Origin of the sequence: Ruegeria sp. HKCCD6428, from assembly GCF_013110595.1 — a bacterium.
Lineage (GTDB): Bacteria > Pseudomonadota > Alphaproteobacteria > Rhodobacterales > Rhodobacteraceae > Ruegeria.
On the sequence record NZ_WVQX01000002.1, the window covers coordinates 403,826 to 423,064 of the forward strand.

General features: G+C 58.0%; 20 protein-coding genes. 17 read left to right on the top strand and 3 right to left on the bottom strand.

From position 1 onward, the window contains the following. Positions 1–37 precede the first annotated feature (37 nt). The 12 genes from GS620_RS07200 (at position 38) to GS620_RS07255 (ending at position 11,325) form a co-directional block, all read left to right on the top strand. Positions 38–994 (top strand): MoxR family ATPase, encoded by a 957-nt coding sequence (locus tag GS620_RS07200; RefSeq protein WP_171614907.1) that lies wholly within the window; start codon positions 38–40, stop codon positions 992–994. Positions 995–999: 5 nt separating this feature from the next. After that, a complete protein-coding gene (locus tag GS620_RS07205; protein WP_371809778.1) occupies positions 1,000–1,896 on the top strand; it encodes a DUF58 domain-containing protein in 897 nt (298 codons plus the stop codon). Next, positions 1,893–2,264 carry a hypothetical protein gene (locus GS620_RS07210; protein ID WP_171118282.1) on the top strand — a complete coding sequence of 124 codons (372 nt, stop codon included), beginning with the start codon at positions 1,893–1,895 and terminating at the stop codon, positions 2,262–2,264. The genes GS620_RS07205 and GS620_RS07210 overlap by 4 nt, the downstream gene beginning before the upstream one ends. Beyond that, complete coding sequence (locus GS620_RS07215; protein ID WP_171614909.1) at positions 2,257–3,216, top strand: VWA domain-containing protein; 960 nt, start codon at positions 2,257–2,259, stop codon at positions 3,214–3,216. Before GS620_RS07210 ends, GS620_RS07215 begins: the two co-directional genes overlap by 8 nt. Then, positions 3,216–4,115, top strand: a complete 900-nt coding sequence (locus GS620_RS07220) for a vWA domain-containing protein (protein ID WP_171615312.1) — start codon at positions 3,216–3,218, stop codon at positions 4,113–4,115. The genes GS620_RS07215 and GS620_RS07220 overlap by 1 nt, the downstream gene beginning before the upstream one ends. Then, complete coding sequence (locus GS620_RS07225; RefSeq protein WP_171331222.1) at positions 4,112–4,786, top strand: tetratricopeptide repeat protein; 675 nt, start codon at positions 4,112–4,114, stop codon at positions 4,784–4,786. The genes GS620_RS07220 and GS620_RS07225 overlap by 4 nt, the downstream gene beginning before the upstream one ends. Next, the gene (locus GS620_RS07230; protein WP_171614911.1) at positions 4,783–5,973 is read left to right on the top strand and encodes a BatD family protein; all 1,191 of its coding nucleotides are present in this window, start codon (positions 4,783–4,785) and stop codon (positions 5,971–5,973) included. The genes GS620_RS07225 and GS620_RS07230 overlap by 4 nt, the downstream gene beginning before the upstream one ends. A gap of 101 nt (positions 5,974–6,074) precedes the next feature. Next, positions 6,075–6,794 (top strand): response regulator transcription factor, encoded by a 720-nt coding sequence (locus tag GS620_RS07235; protein ID WP_171118293.1) that lies wholly within the window; start codon positions 6,075–6,077, stop codon positions 6,792–6,794. 9 nt (positions 6,795–6,803) lie between these two features. Then, complete coding sequence (locus tag GS620_RS07240; protein ID WP_171614913.1) at positions 6,804–7,961, top strand: FIST N-terminal domain-containing protein; 1,158 nt, start codon at positions 6,804–6,806, stop codon at positions 7,959–7,961. A gap of 2 nt (positions 7,962–7,963) precedes the next feature. Then, on the top strand, positions 7,964–10,219 hold the full coding sequence (locus GS620_RS07245; protein WP_171170140.1) for a PAS-domain containing protein: 2,256 nt from the start codon (positions 7,964–7,966) through the stop codon (positions 10,217–10,219). Between the two features lie 45 nt (positions 10,220–10,264). After that, positions 10,265–10,939 carry a hypothetical protein gene (locus GS620_RS07250; protein ID WP_171170142.1) on the top strand — a complete coding sequence of 225 codons (675 nt, stop codon included), beginning with the start codon at positions 10,265–10,267 and terminating at the stop codon, positions 10,937–10,939. 32 nt (positions 10,940–10,971) lie between these two features. Further along, the gene (locus GS620_RS07255; protein ID WP_171170302.1) at positions 10,972–11,325 is read left to right on the top strand and encodes a hypothetical protein; all 354 of its coding nucleotides are present in this window, start codon (positions 10,972–10,974) and stop codon (positions 11,323–11,325) included. A gap of 15 nt (positions 11,326–11,340) precedes the next feature. On the opposite strand, the gene GS620_RS07260 is transcribed toward GS620_RS07255, so the two are convergent. Continuing rightward, a complete protein-coding gene (locus tag GS620_RS07260) occupies positions 11,341–12,153 on the bottom strand; it encodes a quinoprotein dehydrogenase-associated SoxYZ-like carrier (RefSeq protein ID WP_171614915.1) in 813 nt (270 codons plus the stop codon). 122 nt (positions 12,154–12,275) lie between these two features. Between GS620_RS07260 and GS620_RS07265 the strand changes: the two genes are divergently transcribed. Continuing rightward, positions 12,276–13,307, top strand: a complete 1,032-nt coding sequence (locus GS620_RS07265) for a quinoprotein relay system zinc metallohydrolase 2 (protein WP_171614917.1) — start codon at positions 12,276–12,278, stop codon at positions 13,305–13,307. Between the two features lie 5 nt (positions 13,308–13,312). Here the strand turns inward: GS620_RS07265 and GS620_RS07270 are convergent, their stop codons facing one another. After that, positions 13,313–14,092, bottom strand: a complete 780-nt coding sequence (locus GS620_RS07270; RefSeq protein WP_171170149.1) for a pentapeptide repeat-containing protein — start codon at positions 14,090–14,092, stop codon at positions 13,313–13,315. A gap of 29 nt (positions 14,093–14,121) precedes the next feature. Continuing rightward, the gene (locus tag GS620_RS07275) at positions 14,122–14,736 is read right to left on the bottom strand and encodes a hypothetical protein (protein ID WP_171614919.1); all 615 of its coding nucleotides are present in this window, start codon (positions 14,734–14,736) and stop codon (positions 14,122–14,124) included. A gap of 165 nt (positions 14,737–14,901) precedes the next feature. On the opposite strand from GS620_RS07275, the gene GS620_RS07280 reads away from it, so the two are divergent. The 4 genes from GS620_RS07280 to GS620_RS07295 all read left to right on the top strand — a co-directional run bounded on the left by GS620_RS07280 (position 14,902) and on the right by GS620_RS07295 (position 19,198). Next, complete coding sequence (locus tag GS620_RS07280) at positions 14,902–16,014, top strand: S-(hydroxymethyl)glutathione dehydrogenase/class III alcohol dehydrogenase (protein WP_171118312.1); 1,113 nt, start codon at positions 14,902–14,904, stop codon at positions 16,012–16,014. 1 nt (position 16,015) lies between these two features. Beyond that, positions 16,016–16,849 (top strand): S-formylglutathione hydrolase, encoded by an 834-nt coding sequence (gene fghA, locus GS620_RS07285; protein WP_216597840.1) that lies wholly within the window; start codon positions 16,016–16,018, stop codon positions 16,847–16,849. 22 nt (positions 16,850–16,871) lie between these two features. Continuing rightward, a complete protein-coding gene (locus tag GS620_RS07290; protein ID WP_371809779.1) occupies positions 16,872–17,261 on the top strand; it encodes a c-type cytochrome in 390 nt (129 codons plus the stop codon). Between the two features lie 134 nt (positions 17,262–17,395). After that, positions 17,396–19,198 (top strand): methanol/ethanol family PQQ-dependent dehydrogenase, encoded by a 1,803-nt coding sequence (locus GS620_RS07295; protein WP_171118316.1) that lies wholly within the window; start codon positions 17,396–17,398, stop codon positions 19,196–19,198. Positions 19,199–19,239 lie beyond the last annotated feature (41 nt).

Sequence of the window (19,239 nt, forward strand, 5' to 3'; positions counted from 1 at the left end):
CGCAGGCAATGCGCCCTCAGATGCTATGGGAGGACATATGGATACGAGGCCTGAAAACCCGCCACGCGCCATTGCGGGATTGTCCGCGTATCTGTCGCAGGGGCTTATCGGTCACGCGCATCTGGTGGACTCCCTTTTGATCGCGCTGCTGGAAGGTGGCCATCTTCTTGTAGAAGGTCCGCCCGGGCTGGCGAAGACACGGGCGGTCAAATGGCTGTCAAACGCTGTCGAGGGCGGCTTTGCCCGTATTCAATGCACACCTGACCTGATGCCCTCTGATCTGACCGGAACACCAGTTTACCAGCCTCAGGAAGGCCGCTTTGAATTTGTTCCGGGGCCGGTGTTTCACACGCTGGTGCTGGTTGACGAGATCAACCGCGCGCCGCCAAAGGTGCAGTCCGCCTTGCTGGAGGCCATGGCAGAACATCAGGTTACGGTTGGTAATGAAACATACGCCCTGCCGGATCCCTTTCTGGTCGTGGCGACCCAGAACCCCATTGAACATGATGGAACCTTTCCCTTGCCCGAGGCGCAGTTGGACAGGTTTCTGCTGCATGTCGTACTGACATTGCCGGATCTGGAAACGGAACGTGAGATCCTTGATCTGGTCATCGCCGAAACCCGGAATGGGCCTCCGGACGCGCAGCGGATGACGCTTGAGGAACTGAAGATTGCCCGTACCGAAGCCCAGTCGGTTCACGTCGCGCCAGAATTGAGGGACTATATCGTACGGCTTGTGCTTGCGACCCGTGAAGGTCCGTTTTCCGAATATATTGAACACGCAGTCTCGCCGCGTGGGTCATTGGCCTTGGCCTCGGCATCGCGCGCGCGCGCCTATCTGCGGGGCCGGGATTTCGCCCTGCCTGAAGATGTCGCCGCTGTTGCACCCGATGCGCTGGCCCATCGTATGGTGCTGACCTGGAGAGCCGTTGCAGATGGGAAAAGACCGCGCGAGTTGGTGGCCGACATTCTGAATGCGGTCGAGCCGCTGTGACGGGGGTGCTGGCACATGCGGGGGTTCGCCTGACGACCGGGGCCTTGATTGCATTGCGGCATATCGCAGTGACCGACCACGGCAACCCGACAATGACGGCCCTGCCCGGAGGATTTCTGACCCGAAAGCGCGGTCAGGGCGTCGAGGTTGCAGATGTACGCGAATATGTGGACGGGGATGACATTCGTCATTTGGATCGCGGAACAACCGCCCGCACGGGGCGTATGCATATCCGGCAGTTTCAGGAGGAACAGGACCGCGTCGCCCTGTTGGTTGCGGATTTTCGTGCACCGATGTTCTGGGGCATCCAGCGGGCGTTTCTGTCAGTCGCTGCCGCCGAAGCCTTGACCCTGATCGGGTGGTTCATGGTTGAAAGCGGCGGGCGTGTTGGTCTGTTGGCGCTTACCCCCGGCGCACCCGTCATCGTACCGTTGAGAGGGAAAACGCGCGGAATGCTGGACGTGATCGGTGGCCTGGTTCAGGCTCATGCGCGCAGTCTGACCGCGCTGCAAAAAGGTGAGGATGAAAGCTGGACGCTGGAACAGGCACTTGCCGGCGTTGAGCGCCTGACGCCGACGGGGGCCGAGATTATCATCGCGTCTGGCTTCGATCAGCAGGGAGAGGGCTTTTCGGACGTGCTGGGCCGGCTCGATCATCGCCGCACCCCCAGACTGCTGCTTGTGACCGAAAGCAAAGCGCATGAGATGCCAAGAGGCTGGTATCCGATCCGCCTTTCAGATGGGCGGCAAAAGCGGGTCTATCTGGCCCGGGCAGAGCCTGCCGGTGAACTTGCGTTTCAGAGGGTGGCAGCACATCCCGCGCTTGTCCTGAATGCTAGTGACCCGGTCGAACAAACCTCTCGTCGCATTTCGTCGGTTTTCGCGGCAAGATATGTGGCATGAGTGAGAAAGCACTCTCTGAAGCCACGATGCTGGCCAGCCTGCGGGATATCCATTTGCCCGCCGAGGCCGCAGGCGGGGCGGTTGCGGAATACGCGGCTGTTCTTGGTATCGCGGCGCTGGCCTCGGTCGGCTGTGTCGCAATCTTGCGGTTGTTGAGTGTCAGGACCGCGGCAAACAGGCGGCCGGATCCACCTGATAAATCTGCTGAACAACCGGGGTGGTCCGTGGATCGCCGCAGGGTGGCTCTTTTGCACAAACTGCGCGCTCAGAATCCGAAGCGTTATGCAGAGTTGACGGGTGATCTTTATCAACCCGGCGGCGAACCGGATCTGGCGACCCTGCAAGAGGAGGTCGCGGGTCGTGTTTGAGCTTGCTGACCCCTGGATCTTGCTGGCGCTGCCATTGCCTCTTGTCATCATGCGTCTGGTCAAGCCGCGGCCGGTTTTCGAGCGGGGGTTCCCAGTTCCGGACCGCATAGGTGGAATGCTTATGGCGGCCAGCCCACAGGCTCAGGCCAGGACCCGGACTTTGGCGGACCTCCTGATTTTGTGGATCATTTGGGGGCTCATGATTTTTGCACTGTCCGGTCCGCGCCAACTGCAACCCGTCAGCGCCTTGAAAGTGTCCGGACGGGACCTTGCGATTGTTCTGGATCTTTCGGGATCGATGGTGCGGGAGGACTTTTATCTCGATGGGCACCAGATCACCCGTTTGCAGGCGGTGACCCGCGTTGGATCCGAGTTCGCCCGACGCCGCGCCGGCGACCGGGTGGCCTTGATTGTTTTCGGATCCGAAGCCTATTTCGCCACGCCTTTCACTTTCGATACAGAGGCTGTCGCGCGACGGATCCAAGAGGCCACGATCGGTATCTCGGGCCGTGCGACAAACATATCCGATGGTCTGGGCCTTGCTTTGAAGCGCCTGGCCAACAGCCAGGCGGCGTCGCGGGTCGTCATTCTGTTGTCGGATGGGGTGAACAACGCGGGCGCTACGAATCCCGGTGGCGTGGCCGAACTGGCGGCCGAGATCGGGGTGCGGGTCCATACGATTGCTCTGGGCCCGAAAGACCTGCAAAGCGCCGAACCTGGTGAGCGCGGCGTCGTCGATGCGACAACCCTGCGCGCCATTGCCGAAATTTCCGGCGGCGAAGCGTTTCGCGTCAAAACCACCGATGATCTTGTCGACGTGACTCAAGCCTTGGATCGGCTGGAAGCGACGGACAGCGCGGGCCTTACGGCCGAGGTCTACCGATCATTTTGGACCTGGCCCGCAGCAATGGCGGCCGCGCTTGCCCTGTTGGCGGCGTGGAGGCAAGCGTGATGATTGAGCTGGATGTCACTCTGCTCAGACCGGCCTGGGGGCTTTTGTTGCCTGTCATCTGCGGGGCAGGGTGGTGGTTGCTTTCCCGTGCCGGAGGGTTCGGAGCCTGGGACAAGATCACCGACCCGCAGCTTGTCCAGGCGATGGCCGCGATCGGCCGGATCGAAGGCGGCTCCTTCCCGGTTAAACCAGCCGCCTTGCTGCTGACCACCGGCATCATCGCAACTGCCTTGACCGGCCCTGCAATCGAACGGCGCGACGCGCAGACCTATCGCAATCTGGATGGCGTATTGTTCCTTGTGGATGCATCAGACAGCGTGGTGGAAGACGACCGCTGGCCGCAACTGCTGAGCATGGGGCGTTTGGGTGTCAGTGCGCTTGGGTCCCGCCCCGGCGGCATCATCGTTTACGCGGGTGATGCCTATGTCGCCACGGATATGACCACCGATCACCGCCAATTGGGACAAACGCTGTCGCTCATCGATGGTCAGACCGTTCCGGACAAGGGATCGCGACCCGAACGCGCGCTGGCTTTGGCGTTGCAGCGGATGGAAGGGGCGGGCATCCTGGCCGGGGACGTCGTCCTGTTCACTGACGGGGACGGGCTGGGATCACCCTCATTGCAGCGGGTCGCATTGCTTGCCGCACGAGGGGTGCGCGTGTCCTTGGTGTCGGTTCACCCCACGACTGCGCAAATCCAAACCCACGCCGCGCTCGGCGGTGGCGCTGTCTTCACTTTGGACCAGTCAGATGATCTGGCCAATTGGCTGGCAGATGATGCCGCAACCCGCTTGATACGGGCGGACTATCCGGTGCTGTTCTGGCATGATCTGGGGCGGTACATGCTGTATTTCGCACTGCTCCCCCTGCTGTTTTTGTTCTGGAGGGAAGGGGCATGAGGTGGTTCGCGATTGCAGGTGCCACTTGTATTGCCGTTGCCTTTGCGCTGGGCGGCGCTGCCCCCTTTGGCCGCGTCGCATTGGCAATCGGTCTGTATCCAATGGCTGCAAAGCTGTTTTCCGACCCTGACTGGCAAGGTGTCGCCTTCTACCGTGCGGGCGTTTTTGACAAAGCGGCCAGTGCTTTCGAGCGCGCCGGGAACCATTACAACCTCGGCAATGCTTACGCCCGGACCGGCCAATTGGCCGCCGCGCTGGAAGCCTATGATCAGGCCATGGCCAGGGGAAACCTGGATGCTCAGGCGAATTTCGATGTGCTGGCCGCCTATTACGCAGGGCAGCAGATCACCCCAGAGGCGTTGAGCCTTTTCCCCGAACGCAAATCCGGCCCCAAGGCCGACAGTTTTGTCGCGCGCGGGAATGCGCGGGCGGCGGGAACCGGCAGTGAGGTCACGAACGCGAACACGATGCTGGGACTGGCGGAATTGGACAGTCGCGGGCAACTGGGCGTGCGCCGCATCTTTGATGACAAGTTCATGGTTGCCGATCTGCGCTGGCTCAATCAGCTTTCCGATGTTCCGGGTGAGTTCATGGCGGCCCGGATCGCACACGAACACAAACGCCGGGCAAAGCTTGGTCTTTCGCCTCCAGAAGCGGAGAACCCGGAATGAAGTGGCTGTTTCTGCTTCTTATTGCATTTCCGTTGCAGGTTTTGGCGCAGTCGAAAACAGTGCTGCCGTCCGAGGCGTTGATCGAAGTTGCCATCGAAGACAATGCCCCGGTTCCGTTCACCCAAGAGATGGTGCTGTTGACGATCCGGGGTGTCTATCGTCGGCACATCACGCGCGAAGAGCTGATCCAACCCCGCTTGGATGGGTTCAGCTGGGCGCAACTGGGCCCGGACAGCTGGTCGGAGCAAAGGATCAATGGCCGGAAATACAAAGTGTTCACCCGACGGATGGCGATCTATCCTGTCGAGGCAGGCAAGCTTACAATTGGTCCGTTTGTGCACAGGTTGACCCTGACAGACGAAAATGACGACTGGTTCGAACACGAGATTCAATCAGAGCCGCTGACCATTCAGGTGGCGCAAGCCCCGGCCACCAAGGAGTGGTGGTTTCCGGTTCGCAAATTGCAGATTTCCGATCAGTGGTCGAATGCGCCGGATCAACTTGCGTCGGGTGAGGGGGTCTTGCGCGTCATTCGACTGGAAGCCCTGGGCGCGACGCCCGAGATGATCCCGCCCATGCCCGAGTTGACCTCGCCTTCGGCCCTGATCTTCCCGCATCCTGAGAAACGGCTTGTCGAACTGACCCCGGAAGGGCCGGTCACCCATGCGTTCTGGCGCTGGACCATACGCCCCTCGAACGACACGTCCGGCATCGTTGAACCCTTGCAATTCAGTTACTTTGATACCGTGGCCCGTGAAACCCGAGAGGTCGTCATCTCACCACAACGCATTGCCTATGGCACGGCCATCGAAAACGCAGGCCTTGGCGGCGCAGAGGCAGATGCGCCACCAGCAACGCTGTTGGGTTGGCCAATGGCCGCAATCGCCATTGTCGTTTTTCTGGCCGGTTTGGGGTTGGGGCTGTCCGGTCACAAACTGGCCGTTTCAAGGGCACTGCGTCGCTTTGGGGTTTTTGACCCGTTGGCCCGGGAATTGCGACGCAGTGCCAGGGCTGGTCGCGCAGACAGGCTGCGGCAAGCGGCTTCTGCCATCCTGCGCCGTGACGGCCCTTCATCCAGTCGACTCAAACACATGCAAGACTTTGACAGGCAGTATTTTGATCCCAATGCTGCGGCGCCCGATTTGAACGCGTTTGCCAGGGTCTTCCTCAGGAACCAGACGGGCTGAGTCATCAAGCATTTGTTATCTATGGTATCTTTCGCATGTCTCAAAATGAAACAGTTGAACTGATCGGGAAATGCTGTACCTTTCCTGTCGGAGGAGAAGCAATGCACATTGCGGGATGCCCTAAACCGGTGGACCAGGTGTCCAGCGTGCTTATCGTGGATGATCATCCGCTGTTCAGCGATGCGTTGGCCGCGGCATTGCAGCTGAGTTTCGAGAACTGCCGAATTGAAAAAGCCAACACGCTGAAGCAGACACTTGAAATACTTGGCGCAGGCTTCAAGCCCGATCTGATCATGTTCGATCTGAAATTGCCTGACGTAACGGGTATCTCGGGTTTTCAGCAGCTACGGCAGCGCTGTCCGAATGCGCCGGTTCTGGTGATATCGTCCCTGGCATCCGGAGAGCTGGTAAGATCTTTGCTGGACCACGGTGCGATGGGATTTCTGCCGAAAGATACGCCGGCGCAAACCCTGAAACACGCCATTCAGGAGATCACCTCTGGGCGGAGATACGTGCCCACCGAATACAACCGCGTCGAAGAGCTGAAGCCCTCCGAAAGCACCGTCTACCAATCCAGCCCCGAGCTTTCATCACTGACGCCACAGCAGGTCAAAATTCTCAAGCTTATCTGCGTGGGCCAATCCAACAAACAGATTGCCTATGAGCTGTCATTGGCAGAGGCGACGGTCAAGGCGCATATCACCGCTTTGCTGCGCCGCCTTGGGGTGCGCAACCGGACCCAGGCCGCTGTTCTGGTCGACTCGGTTGTCGCCAGACAGTCGCGACACGAACCGGAGGTCAAATCCTTTCTTCAACACTAGGGGGGACACATGCGGGATCTGGAGCATGAACCGAATTTCATTGTGATTGGCCGTTCCGATGATTTGGACCCGACGACCGCCGTTGAAGAAGCCTGCGCGGAAATCGATAGTCTGTCGTCCTGCTTTGTACTGGCCTTTGTCCCCAGCACTCTTGACCCGGCAGAGGTGTCACGTTGCCTGAACAGAAGACTTGCGGGTGTTCCAGTCTTTGGCTGCACCACCGCAGGTCAAATCACGCGATCGGGTTATGAATCGCATGCGCTTTTGCTGTTGGCCTTTCCAAAGTCCAACTTTCGGTGTTCGTCCATTTTGTTCGAGTCGCTCAGGCCGCTCAATTCAATGGAGATCGCTGCCGCAGCGCAGCGACTGGCCGAAAGATTCCGCCACACGGCGGGGTGGAACAGGCTGGCGCTGGTGTTTACGGATGGATTGTCCAAGCAGGAAGACTTGCTGGTCTCAACGCTGGAAACCGTTCTGGATGGATTGCCGATATTCGGCGGCTCTGCCGGGGATGGCCTTCAATATGAAGAGACGTTCGTTTTTCACGGTGGCAGTGCGCACAACAATGCTGCCGTCCTGTTGCTGATTGAAACCAACCTTGGTTTTCAGGGTATCGGTTTTGATCATTTCCTGCCCATCGGGTCAGAGATCATCATCACCGACGCCAACCCGGAAGAACGCGTGGTGTATGAGATCAACGGGGCGCCGGCAGCGCAGGAATATGCACGATTGGTTGGGTGTGCGGCCGACGATCTTTCGCCACTGGTATTCGCGGAAAACCCGCTGCTTCTCAGGCAGAACCTCAATTACTATGTGCGTGCCATTCGTGAACCGATGGAGGGGGGATCCCTGTCTTTTCTAGCGGCGATCGATGACGGCCTTATCATGACACTGGGGCGCGGGAAGGAGATCATTGAAACGCTCGAAGCTGGACTGAATGTGCGCGACAACACCGGCGCGGCCCCGGATTTCATTCTTGGATTCGACTGTATTCTGCGGAAACTCGAAATCGAACAGAAGCAGTTGAGCAAACAGGTTTCGGATGTTTTGCAATCCCACCGGGTGGTTGGCTTCAACACCTACGGAGAGCAGCAATCCGGCGTACACATGAACCAGACCTTTGTAGGGGTCGCTTTCTTTGAACCCGAAAAGCGGGAACTGAGCTGACCATGCTTAATCCGGACGACCCGCCAGAGATCCAGATATCCAAACAGGCCAAGATCATTGATGCGCTGATGCGGCGCGCCAACCGTCAGAAAGATGTAGGCCCGTCCGCCTTTCTGGCGTTTCAGTCGGCGATAGAGTTGCAGCAGCAGGTGATGAAGCAGAGTCGCGATCTGGAACGCGCGACCACCGAACTTGAAAGCGCCAGGTACGAACGCGAACAAACCCGCAAGAGCCTCGTCAAGGCCCTGTCTTCCATGGAAGAAGGGTTTGCGCTGTTCACGGATGGTGAATTGAACCTGTGCAACGAGCTGTTTCAGGCGATCTTCCCTGATATGTCCGATATTGTCGGGCCCGGCCTCAGCCTGGGTCGGTTTTTTCTGTTGGTGCAGAACAGCCCCGAATTCGTATCGTCCGACAATGGCATATCGAAAATGCTGGATACGCTTGAGCGCAATTGCCATACCGGGATGGTGTCCAGCGACGTGATCGAACTGATTGGGGATCGTTGGTATCAACTCAGCGCACAATACACGTCGCCTCAGAATGTGGTCATTCTGTTGACCGATATCACATCCGTTGTTCGCAGAAACCGTGATGAGAAAGAAACCCTTATTGACCGTCAGGAGGACTACCTTAAGGCGGTTTTCCAAAACATGAGCTCAGGCGTTTGCACGTTTTCATCAGATACGAAGATCATGATGCACAATGCGCGGTTCCGGGAAATACTGAACCTGCCGCTTTCCGTCTTGCAGGCAAATATGCCAGTGCAAACGCTTTTGGATTTGATGCGGGCGCGTGGGTTGATCAAGGCCGATGATGAACTCAGGATCGGCAAATGGCAACACGAGCTGAAAAGCCGAGGCTGGTTGCGCAAACGTGTGCGCGACGGATCAGACCGCGTATTGGACATTCAGGTCAACCAACTGCCGGATGGTGGTTTTCTGGTCGAGCTGAAAGACGTAACGTTCGAAGCACGCGCGACCGAAACCCTGGAAAACCGGGTAATGGAACGCACGGCAGAGTTGACCCATGCCAACGCCAAGCTGGTTCAGGAATACGAAGAAAAAGCGCGGGTGGAAGAGGCGCTGCGGATCGCAAAGGAACGCGCCGAAGCTGCGGTTTCTTCCAAGACGCGATTTCTTGCGGCCGCCAGCCACGACCTGCTTCAACCGATCAATGCCGCGAAACTCATGATCTCGACCCTGCTGGAGATCACGCGTGAAACCGAGCTTCATGAGATGATGGAGCGTTTGGACGGTGCGTTTGGATCTGCTGAACAACTGTTGCACTCATTGCTGGATATATCGCGGCTTGAAACCGCTGACCCGGACACGGTCTCACCGACAGAAGTTAGCCTCGCTACGATGATTGCAGGGATACAGGGCGACCAAACGCTGGTGGCCGAGAGCAAGAATGTGACGCTTGATGTGGTTCCGTGTTCGGAAATCGTGAAATCCGACCCGGTCTATCTGTTGCGCTCGATCCAGAATTTGGTCGTGAATGCCATACAGTATACCGAACCGGGTGGTCGGGTTCTGGTGGGGTGCCGCAGGCGCGGCGACAAGGTCATTTTGCAGGTCTGGGATACGGGTATCGGGATCGCACGCAAAGACCAGGAGCGCGTGTTCGAGGAATTCACGCGGGCCGAAAACGTGCCATTGGGGTCCGGCATGGGGCTGGGTTTGTCCGTCGTGGACCGCGCCTGCCGGCTGTTGGGTCATAAGCTGTCGCTGCGGTCCAAACCTGGCATTGGTTCAGTGTTCAGCATAGAAATGGACAGGGTCGAAACCGGGCCAAGCACCATCGAACCCTTGGATCTTCTGGCCAATACGGGCGACGTGCCGTTGGATTTCATCATTCTGGTGATTGAAAACGACCGTGACGTTCTTTTTGGAACAACGCAGTGGCTGGAACAGAACGGCGCCAGTGTTCTGCCGGCCCGGTCACCGAAAGAAGCGCTGCAATTCATAAAAGACATAGGAATGCCCCCGGATATCATTCTGGCCGACTATCAATTGGATGATGGGGAAACTGGCGTGATGGCCATTCACCGGATCCGAGAGATGACGCAGACTCAAGTTCCGGCGATTCTGATCACGGCTGATCGCAGCGAAGCGTTGCGCAAAGACGGATTGCGGCATGAAATTTCGGTTATGGCGAAACCGGTCAAGCTGCCTCGGCTGCGGTCTTTGATCTTTTGGAAAATACAGAATGCCCTGCACGCGCAAACGCTCAACACCGACAAAAGTCGGCGATGACATGGGGCGATTTGCCCATACTCTCATCCTTGGGAGGGCCAGGTCATGAGAAGGCTTATTTGCGGCATCGCCGTTTTGTTTCTGAGTTTGAATGCCGTATCCGCGGCATCGGTTGATGCCGAGCAAGCCTATGATTTGCTGTTCCAAAATGGCGTTCTGGACACAATCGAACGTGACAAGGAATTGATCTATCAGCGTACCGTCACAAACCGGATAAGACCCGATGCGGCGGAACGTGATACCGGTCTTATCTCTCTCAGTTTTTCGGATGACGGGAACGAGATGGCCCATCTTGAATTTCGCCAAGATGACAAACACCGCGCCATGGGTGTTTTTCCGGCCAGCGTCGGCAATCCGATGATCATGGTTTTCTATGAAAGCGCCATCCGGGATATGGCCGAGTCCGCCGGAGGCAGCCCGTTTTACATCAGAAACCGTATCAAAGATGCGCTGGTTCAACCTGCCGAGATCGTCGAGGGCGAGGCGGCGATTGGTGGCAAAACTATCCCCGTTCGGACCATTTTCATGCGTCCTTTCGCCGAGGATCCGAACCGCGACCGGATGCAAGGGTTCGGAGACCTGGTTCTTCGCGTCACGGTGTCGGAAGAGGTCCCGGGCTGGTATCTGAGCCTTGTGGCGGAAGCTGTTTCCGAACGTGACGGCACGGCCGTTTATCGATCGGAAATGCGGTTTGAAGGAATGCAGGAGGGTCGCGAATGAAAACGTCAGGCCAAATTCGGGAACGCAGCCGCATGACCTTTACAGCCCTGGTCGCGGGCATTCTGGCAGCGCCCATTGCAGCGTCAGCACAAAGCGTTGCGGATCGGCTCAATGACTACCCGACCGCGGCGCGCGCGGATTACGTGTTTGCATGCATGGTCACCAACGGTCAAACCCGCGAGATGCTGGACAGGTGTTCCTGCTCGATCGATTTGATCGCTTCGATCCTGCCGTATGAGCAATATGAACAGGCGGAAACTGTTCTGTCGATGCGTCGGGTCGGGGGAGAGCGTATGGCGTTTTTCAAAAGCGCGGTACTGGCCGAAAACATGGTGGCTGACCTGCGCCGGGCGCAGGCAGAAGCCGAGGTTGTCTGTTTCCGATAAACGCAGGCTCGTCCGTCAGCTGGCCGCAGCTTTGGGTAGGTCTTTTTCGAACGTGTTGCCCTCGGTATCCGTTGCCTTGACCGTCAACATGGTCGAGCCGTTGTCATTGTAGGCAAAACGGAAAGCCGGGTTTTCCGAGATCGAGATGCCGCCATCCATCGTGAACAGCAACTCATCCCCCTGCCAGACTTCGATATGGTCGATGAAATGCGCGGGGATGAACAGTTGCGTGACCTGGTCGCGTTGCAGGCCGGAATAGTTCGGGTGGCGGATCATGATTTGAGCTTCTCGGCGTGATGTTGAAATCTGCGCCTCTTCCCCAAAGCTGCGCAGCTTCATCTTGCCCATGGACGCCAATGCGACCTCTGGGTCTTTGCTGGCCGGTGCCGAACAGCCGCCCGATGCTTTGATAAACCGGCCCGTCATATGAAGCCCGTCAGGCGTTTCAGCGATCACGCGGACATTCGAATATTGGTTCACGCGAACGCGCATCTCGAAATCCAACTGACCCATGGCCGGCGAAAAGCTGAAGACGCCTGCGATCGGGGCCGGGTTTTCGTCGATCACGACGGTAGCAGCGGAAATCCGGACATCGGGATCAAGCTGTTTCAAAACGATCGGCACCGTTGCGGCATCATGCGCCCGGTAAGGGGCGTCCAGCGCAAGCAGCGTGTCCGCGTTCCCGATCTGGGCGTCGCCCACGACATCGTATTGCAGATCCTTCCAGGTTTCGCCTTCGACCAGCGGGTTTTTGATCGGCTGCTGTGCCCATGCAGGCAGGGACAGCGCAAGAGAAAGGATCGCTGCGGGTGCTAGTGCTTTGGCCATGGTGTCTCCTCCGGCAACCGGTGGCCGAGAATGTGCCACAAAATGCGGGGAAAATACATGCCGACGAAAGGCGCGGTGGTTCGGGCAGAGATCTATGCCAATGTTCCGGTCGGAGGGCTGCCATGTTTGAAGCCGTGATTTTGCTATGCGCCCAGGTTGCGACAGAGCCTTGCAGAGAACAACTTTTGCCGGGTTACGAAGCCCGATCCCAGGCTGAATGCGAGCAGAAGCTGATAACAACTCCTCCGCCGCTGTCAGATTGGCGCAGCGGTGCGCCCTATTGTCAACCCATTGGCCAGGCTCTGGAATTTGAAGAAGCTGCGCCGGGTCTGTTCGTGCATCGCGGCTTGATAGCGGAACCCGACGCGGACAATCTGGGCGACGTGTCCAATATCGGGTTTGTTATTGGCCAGGACAGTGTCGCCGTGATTGATACGGGAACGGCACCATGGATAGGCGAGGCTGTCTGGCGGGCCATTCGGGCCGAGACGGACAAGCCGGTCAGTCACGTAATTTTGACTCACATGCATCCCGATCACACATTGGGCACAGAGCCTTTGGTCCTTTCAGGTGCGCAGGTTGTTGGCCATGTGGGGCTGGAGCGAGCGTTGCTGGACCGGTTGGGCAACTATGTCGAAAGCCTGAGCGCCGCGATCGGCGAAAGCGCCTATGTGGGCGTCGGGCCGATTTCCGTCGACATCGCCGTCGAAACCACGCACGAGATTGATCTGGGTGGCCGCAAACTGATCCTGCGGGCCTGGCCGCGGGCACATACCGGGAATGACTTGACCGTCATGGATGCAAACACCGGCGTCATGTTCACCGGCGATCTTGTATTTCACCGGCACACCCCGGCATTGGATGGTCAACTGATCGGCTGGCAACGCGTCTTGAAACAGATGACCGGGCTTGAGGTCACCCAAATCGTGCCGGGCCATGGTGGGCCGATCCTGGCGTGGCCTGAAGGGGCCGAGGATATGATGCGCTATTTGAACGTACTGGAAAGCGACACGCGCGAAGCAATCGACAGTGGTCAGCGGTTGGGGGATGCGGTTGAAACGATCGCTCAGGAAGAAGCGGTGCACTGGGACTTGTTTGACGCCTACAACCCGCGCAATGCAACGGTCGCATTCACCGAACTTGAATGGGAATAGCCCGGTCAGCGAATGGCCCGATCCAGGTTTTTCGCTTCGTTCAGATTGGCCTGATCTGCGCCCTGAACATCAGTCAGCCGCGTTGCCGTCAAATCGGCATTCGTAAAATCGGCACCGGACAAAGTGGCCCCTGTCAGGTCCGCCCCGCCCAATGTTGCCATCGACAAATCGGCATTGGTGAAATTGGCGTTGGGCAATTTGGCAAATTCCAGATCGGCGCGGGACATTTGCGCATCAGTGAAATCCACGTCCGATCCACGAGCCGAGGACAGAACGCCGCGCATAAGCCCCATGGATTGGTTGCGCATGTCGGCCGAAAAATCCGCCCCTTTGAATACTGCCCGGTTCAGATTGGCCTTGGTAAAGTCGGCGGCTGTTCTGGCGTTTGTGAAATCCGTATCGCTCAGATCGGCCCGGCTGAGCTGAGTCTGGAACAGCTCGGCCCCGACAAGAGATGCGCCTGAAAGGTTGGCACCGATCATCCAGGATTGGCTGAGAATCGCGCCGTCCAGAGTGGATCCCGACAAATTGGTGCCGTTCAATGATGTCGCTCGCAGGATCGCGTTGCTGAAATCCAACCCGGACAAGTCGAGATTGTTCAGCCAAACCCTGGTGAAATCGGCAGGGGCGTCGGCCGTGGCAGCCGCAAGTCGGGCCACGACATCGGCGCGGGTCATTTGCGCTTGGGTCATTTTGGGCAGGGTCATGTCAACGCCGCTGAGTGGGGACTGGCCCAGGGCCGAGAGGGGCGACAGCGTCAGAAAGATGATCAATACGTGTTTCATGTGTCCCTCCTTCCTCCGCCGGCGCCGCGTCAACCCTGGTCTGAGGTCAATTGTTGCAGCATTTGCGAAATCGCGAACAGGCGCCGTTCGATGATTTGCGGCGTTTCACACAGATAGGTGATCGAGCGTTGACGGTCAGAATAGATAAGCTGATCCCAATCCAATTGCTCTTCCAGGGCGTCAACGCGGTCATAGTCGGGCGGGTCGGAAGACAGGGCTTGGTCCATTTCCACCCTGGCCAGATCAATCTTTTCGGCCAGATCGATCTGCTTCAGCGAAAACTCTCCGATCCCCGCGATGATGTGCTTGCGCCTTTTGGACAAGGTGTCAAAGACGCGCTGGAACACCTGACCCAGAATATCCGGATCCCCGTTGTACCGCGCGGCAAACTCTGCAACCTGGGGCCGAAGGTCTTCCAGTTCGATCCGCCTCAGGGCCAACAGCCCGGCGATTTCGTCGATGTCGGTACTGTTTTCAGCGGTTTCGCCGTCAACAACCTGATACGGCCACATGAGGCCCAGCGACAGGTCCTCGACCTTGCGCTGAATGCACGGCCATGTTGGATCGGAGAAATCCGCAGCCAAGCCAGGGCCAGCCGTACCCAGACAGGCCAGCGCCAAAACAATCAGCTTGCCGTTTGACATCACAGCTTTCCTCCACGCGGACATCATGCATGAAATGTGCGCGCGAAGTCCATTCAACCCAATACACACCATTGTCTTAATTGTTTGCACGTGGTGCTCGCCCCCATACTCGACCCAAGCTGCCGGACTGCGGTTGATTCCGGTGCCATGGGAGGACAGACGGAGATGAGAACACGCGCGGCGGTTGCTGTGGCGGCAGGCCAACCTCTGGAAATCATGGAGGTTGAGCTGGATGGCCCGAAAGCAGGTGAAGTCCTGATCGAGGTCAAGGCGACCGGTCTATGTCATACGGATGAGTTTACCCGTTCCGGAGATGACCCCGAAGGGATTTTCCCTGCAATTCTGGGCCATGAAGGTGCCGGGGTTGTTCTGGAGGTCGGGGAAGGCGTTACCAGCCTTGCCGTCGGGGATCACGTGATCCCGCTGTACACACCAGAGTGCCGCGAATGCGAATATTGCCTGAACCCCAAGACGAACCTGTGTCAGAAAGTGCGGGCGACTCAGGGTGCCGGCCTGTTGCCGGATGGAACGACGCGGTTCAGCATGTTGGATGGCACACCGATCCACCACTACATGGGCTGTTCGACGTTTGCCAATCACACCGTTGTGCCCGAGATAGCGTTGGCCAAGGTGCGCAAGGACGCGCCGTTTGACAAGATTTGTTACATCGGCTGCGGCGTGACCACCGGCATAGGGGCCGTCATCAACACCGCCAAGGTCGAAATTGGGTCGCGCTGCGTGGTCTTTGGTCTGGGCGGAATTGGCCTGAACGTCATTCAGGGCTGTCGCATGGCGGGCTGTGATCAGATCGTTGGTGTCGACCTGAACGACGGCAAGGCCGAAATGGCGACTCATTTCGGTATGACCGATTTCGTGAACCCCTCGAACGTCAGTGGTGATATCGTGGCGCATCTGGTCGAACTGACCGGCGGCGGTGCGGATTATACCTTTGACGCGACCGGCAATGTCGGCGTGATGCGGACCGCTTTGGAATGCGCACACAAAGGTTGGGGTGAAAGCATCATCATCGGTGTGGCACCCGCTGGCGCCGAGATTTCAACGCGTCCGTTCCAGCTGGTCACCGGCCGGTCATGGCGCGGAACCGCGTTCGGCGGTGCCAAGGGCCGGACGGATGTTCCGAAGATCGTGGATTGGTACATGGCCGGGAAGATCGAGATCGACCCCATGATCACGCACAAGCTGACGCTTGATGAAATCAACCACGGCTTTGACCTGATGCACCAGGGTAAGTCGATCCGCGCGGTCGTGGAGTACTGACATGGGTCTGAAAACCATCTCGCAAAACCGCAGTTTCGGAGGGGAACAGACCGTGTACTCCCACTCGTCCGAGACCTGTGATTGCGAGATGACCTTTGCCGTCTACCTGCCGCCTCAGGCCAAATCCGGGCCGGTGCCGGTGTTGTGGTACTTATCCGGCCTGACCTGCACTCATGAAAACGCGATGACCAAAGGTGGATTTCAGGAGGCGGCCGCGGATTACGGTGTCGCGGTTGTATTTCCCGATACGTCCCCGCGTGGCGACAATGTTGCCGATGATGACGCCTATGACCTCGGGCAGGGGGCCGGGTTCTACGTGAACGCCACCCGGGACCCGTGGCGGGCCCATTTCAGGATGTATGACTACATCGTCGACGAACTGCGCGACATAGTACTGAAGAATTTCCCCGTTCAGGATCGCCACGGGATCACGGGCCATTCCATGGGTGGACACGGTGCGATTACGATCGCGATACGCAACGCCGATAAATTCGGGTCTCTTTCGGCATTTGCGCCGATTGCGCACCCGACGCGGTCGGATTGGGGCCGTAAACAGCTCAGCAGCTATCTGGGTGACGACGAAAACACCTGGGTCGCGCATGACGCCACGCTGCTGCTGGAAGAGCACGGCTGGAAAGGTGACCTGCTGATCGATCAGGGCGCGGATGATCAGTTCCTTGATTTGCTCAAACCCGAAGCTCTGGCCAACATGATGGCAAAGCGCCGCCAGCCCGGACAGATCAGAATCCAGGAGGGGTATGACCATTCGTATTTCTTCGTGAACAGTTTTGCGCGCGACCATGTCGAATGGCACGCGGAACGTCTCAGCCAATGAAAATAACAAGGAAAGATTGATAGTGATCAGAACGGTATTCGCAGCAACCTGCCTCACGCTTGCCCCCGCCTTCGCAAGTGCCGATGGCGACCCCGAAGCGGGTGAGAAGGTCTTTCGCAAGTGCAAGGCCTGCCATGCGGTGGGCGAGGGGGCTGAAAACAAGGTGGGGCCGATGCTGAACGGCATTGTTGGACGTCAGGCCGCAACCGTCGAAGGGTTTGGCTATTCACCGGTGTTGATTTCGCTGTCCGAAGAAGGGCTGGTTTGGACACCTGAAGAACTGGACGCGTTTCTGACGAAACCGCGCGACTATGCGAAGGGGATCAAGATGACCTTCGCCGGGCTGCGAAAAGAGGACGATCGGGCCAACATCATCGCATATCTTGCGACCTTTGAGGACAACGGGTCGTAAGAGATCGCATTGCTCTCCCACCTATGCGACCGGAAAAACGAAGGTCGGGGCGAGCATCAACAGACACCGTAATCCGACCTGGGTGAGGTGTTGCAATGCAGAGAGAGATCGCTGCACGAAAGGGAGGAGATTGAATGAAAAATCTATCGCTTTGGACCTCCGGGATTGCCATTGCACTGGCCACCACGGCCTACGCAAATGACGACCTGGTTGCCCAGATGGAGAACGCAAAACAATGGGCGATCCAGACGGGTGACTACAAAAATCAGCGCTATTCCGAACTGGATCAGATCAACGCAGACAATGTAGGTGATCTGCAAGTGGCCTGGACCTTCTCGACCGGTGTTCTGCGCGGGCACGAGGGTTCACCGCTGGTGATTGGTGACATGATGTATGTCCACACGCCGTTCCCGAACATTGTCTATGCTCTGGATCTGGCAAATGAGGGCAAAATCGTCTGGAAGTATGAGCCCAAGCAGGACCCGGACGTGATTCCGGTCATGTGCTGTGACACGGTGAACCGCGGTGTGGCCTATGCGGATGGCAAGATCTTCCTGCATCAGGCCGACACCAAGGTTGTGGCGCTTGATGCCAAGTCCGGGGATGTCGTCTGGGAAGTCCAGAATGGCGACCCGGCGATTGGTGAAACCAACACAGCCACGGTGTTGCCAATCAAGGACAAGGTTATTGTCGGCATCTCGGGTGGCGAATTCGGTGTGCGCGGGTCAGTTACGGCCTATGACATGAACTCGGGCGAGCAGGTCTGGAGGGCCTATTCCATGGGGCCGGATTCGGACATTCTTGTTGATCCGGAAAAGACCACCCATCTGGGTAAGCCGGTTGGCGCGGACTCGGGTACAAACACCTGGGAAGGCGATCAGTGGAAGATTGGCGGCGGCACCACATGGGGCTGGTATTCTGCGGATCTGGACGAGAACCTGATGTACTATGGCACGGGTAACCCATCGACCTGGAACCCGGCGCAGCGCCCGGGCGACAACCGCTGGTCCATGACCATCATGGCGCGTGACATCGACACCGGTATGGCAAGATGGTTCTACCAGATGACGCCGCATGACGAATGGGACTATGACGGCATCAATGAAATGATCCTCACCGAGCAGGAAATTGATGGCGAGCAGCGCAAGTTGCTGACCCATTTCGACCGCAACGGTCTGGCCTACACCATGGACCGCGTCACGGGTGAGCTGCTGGTGGCCGAAAAATTCGACCCGGTTGTGAACTGGACAACTGGTGTCGATATGGATCCCAACAGCGAAACCTATGGCCGCCCGGCCGTGGTTGCGCAGTATTCGACGGAACAGAACGGCGAGGACGTGAACTCGACCGGTATCTGCCCGGCGGCTTTGGGCACCAAAGACCAGCAGCCGGCGTCGTATGACCCGAACCTTGGTCTGTTCCTCGTGCCAACGAACCACGTTTGCATGGACTACGAGCCGTTCCGTGTCAGCTACACCGCCGGTCAACCCTATGTGGGCGCGACGCTGGCGATGTATCCTGCACCGGATAGCCACGGTGGTATGGGTAACTTCATCGCTTGGGACAACATCAAAGGTGAGATCAAGTGGTCTATACCCGAGCAGTTCTCGGTCTGGTCGGGTTCGCTGACCACCGCAGGAGGCGTCACCTTCTATGGTACACTAGAAGGCTACATCAAGGCGGTGAATACCGAGACAGGTGAAGAACTTTACAAGTTCAAAACACCCTCTGGTATCATCGGCAACGTGATGACGTACGAGCAAGGTGGCAAGCAGTATATCGGCATCCTGTCAGGTGTCGGTGGCTGGGCCGGTATTGGTCTGGCGGCTGGTTTGACCAACCCGAATGACGGTCTGGGCGCCGTGGGTGGCTATGCCGCACTCAGCGACTATACCGCGCTGGGCGGTCAGCTCACCGTGTTCGCATTGCCGAACTAAGCCAAAGATCTGGCCGGCGCGGTTCAATCGGACCGCGCCGG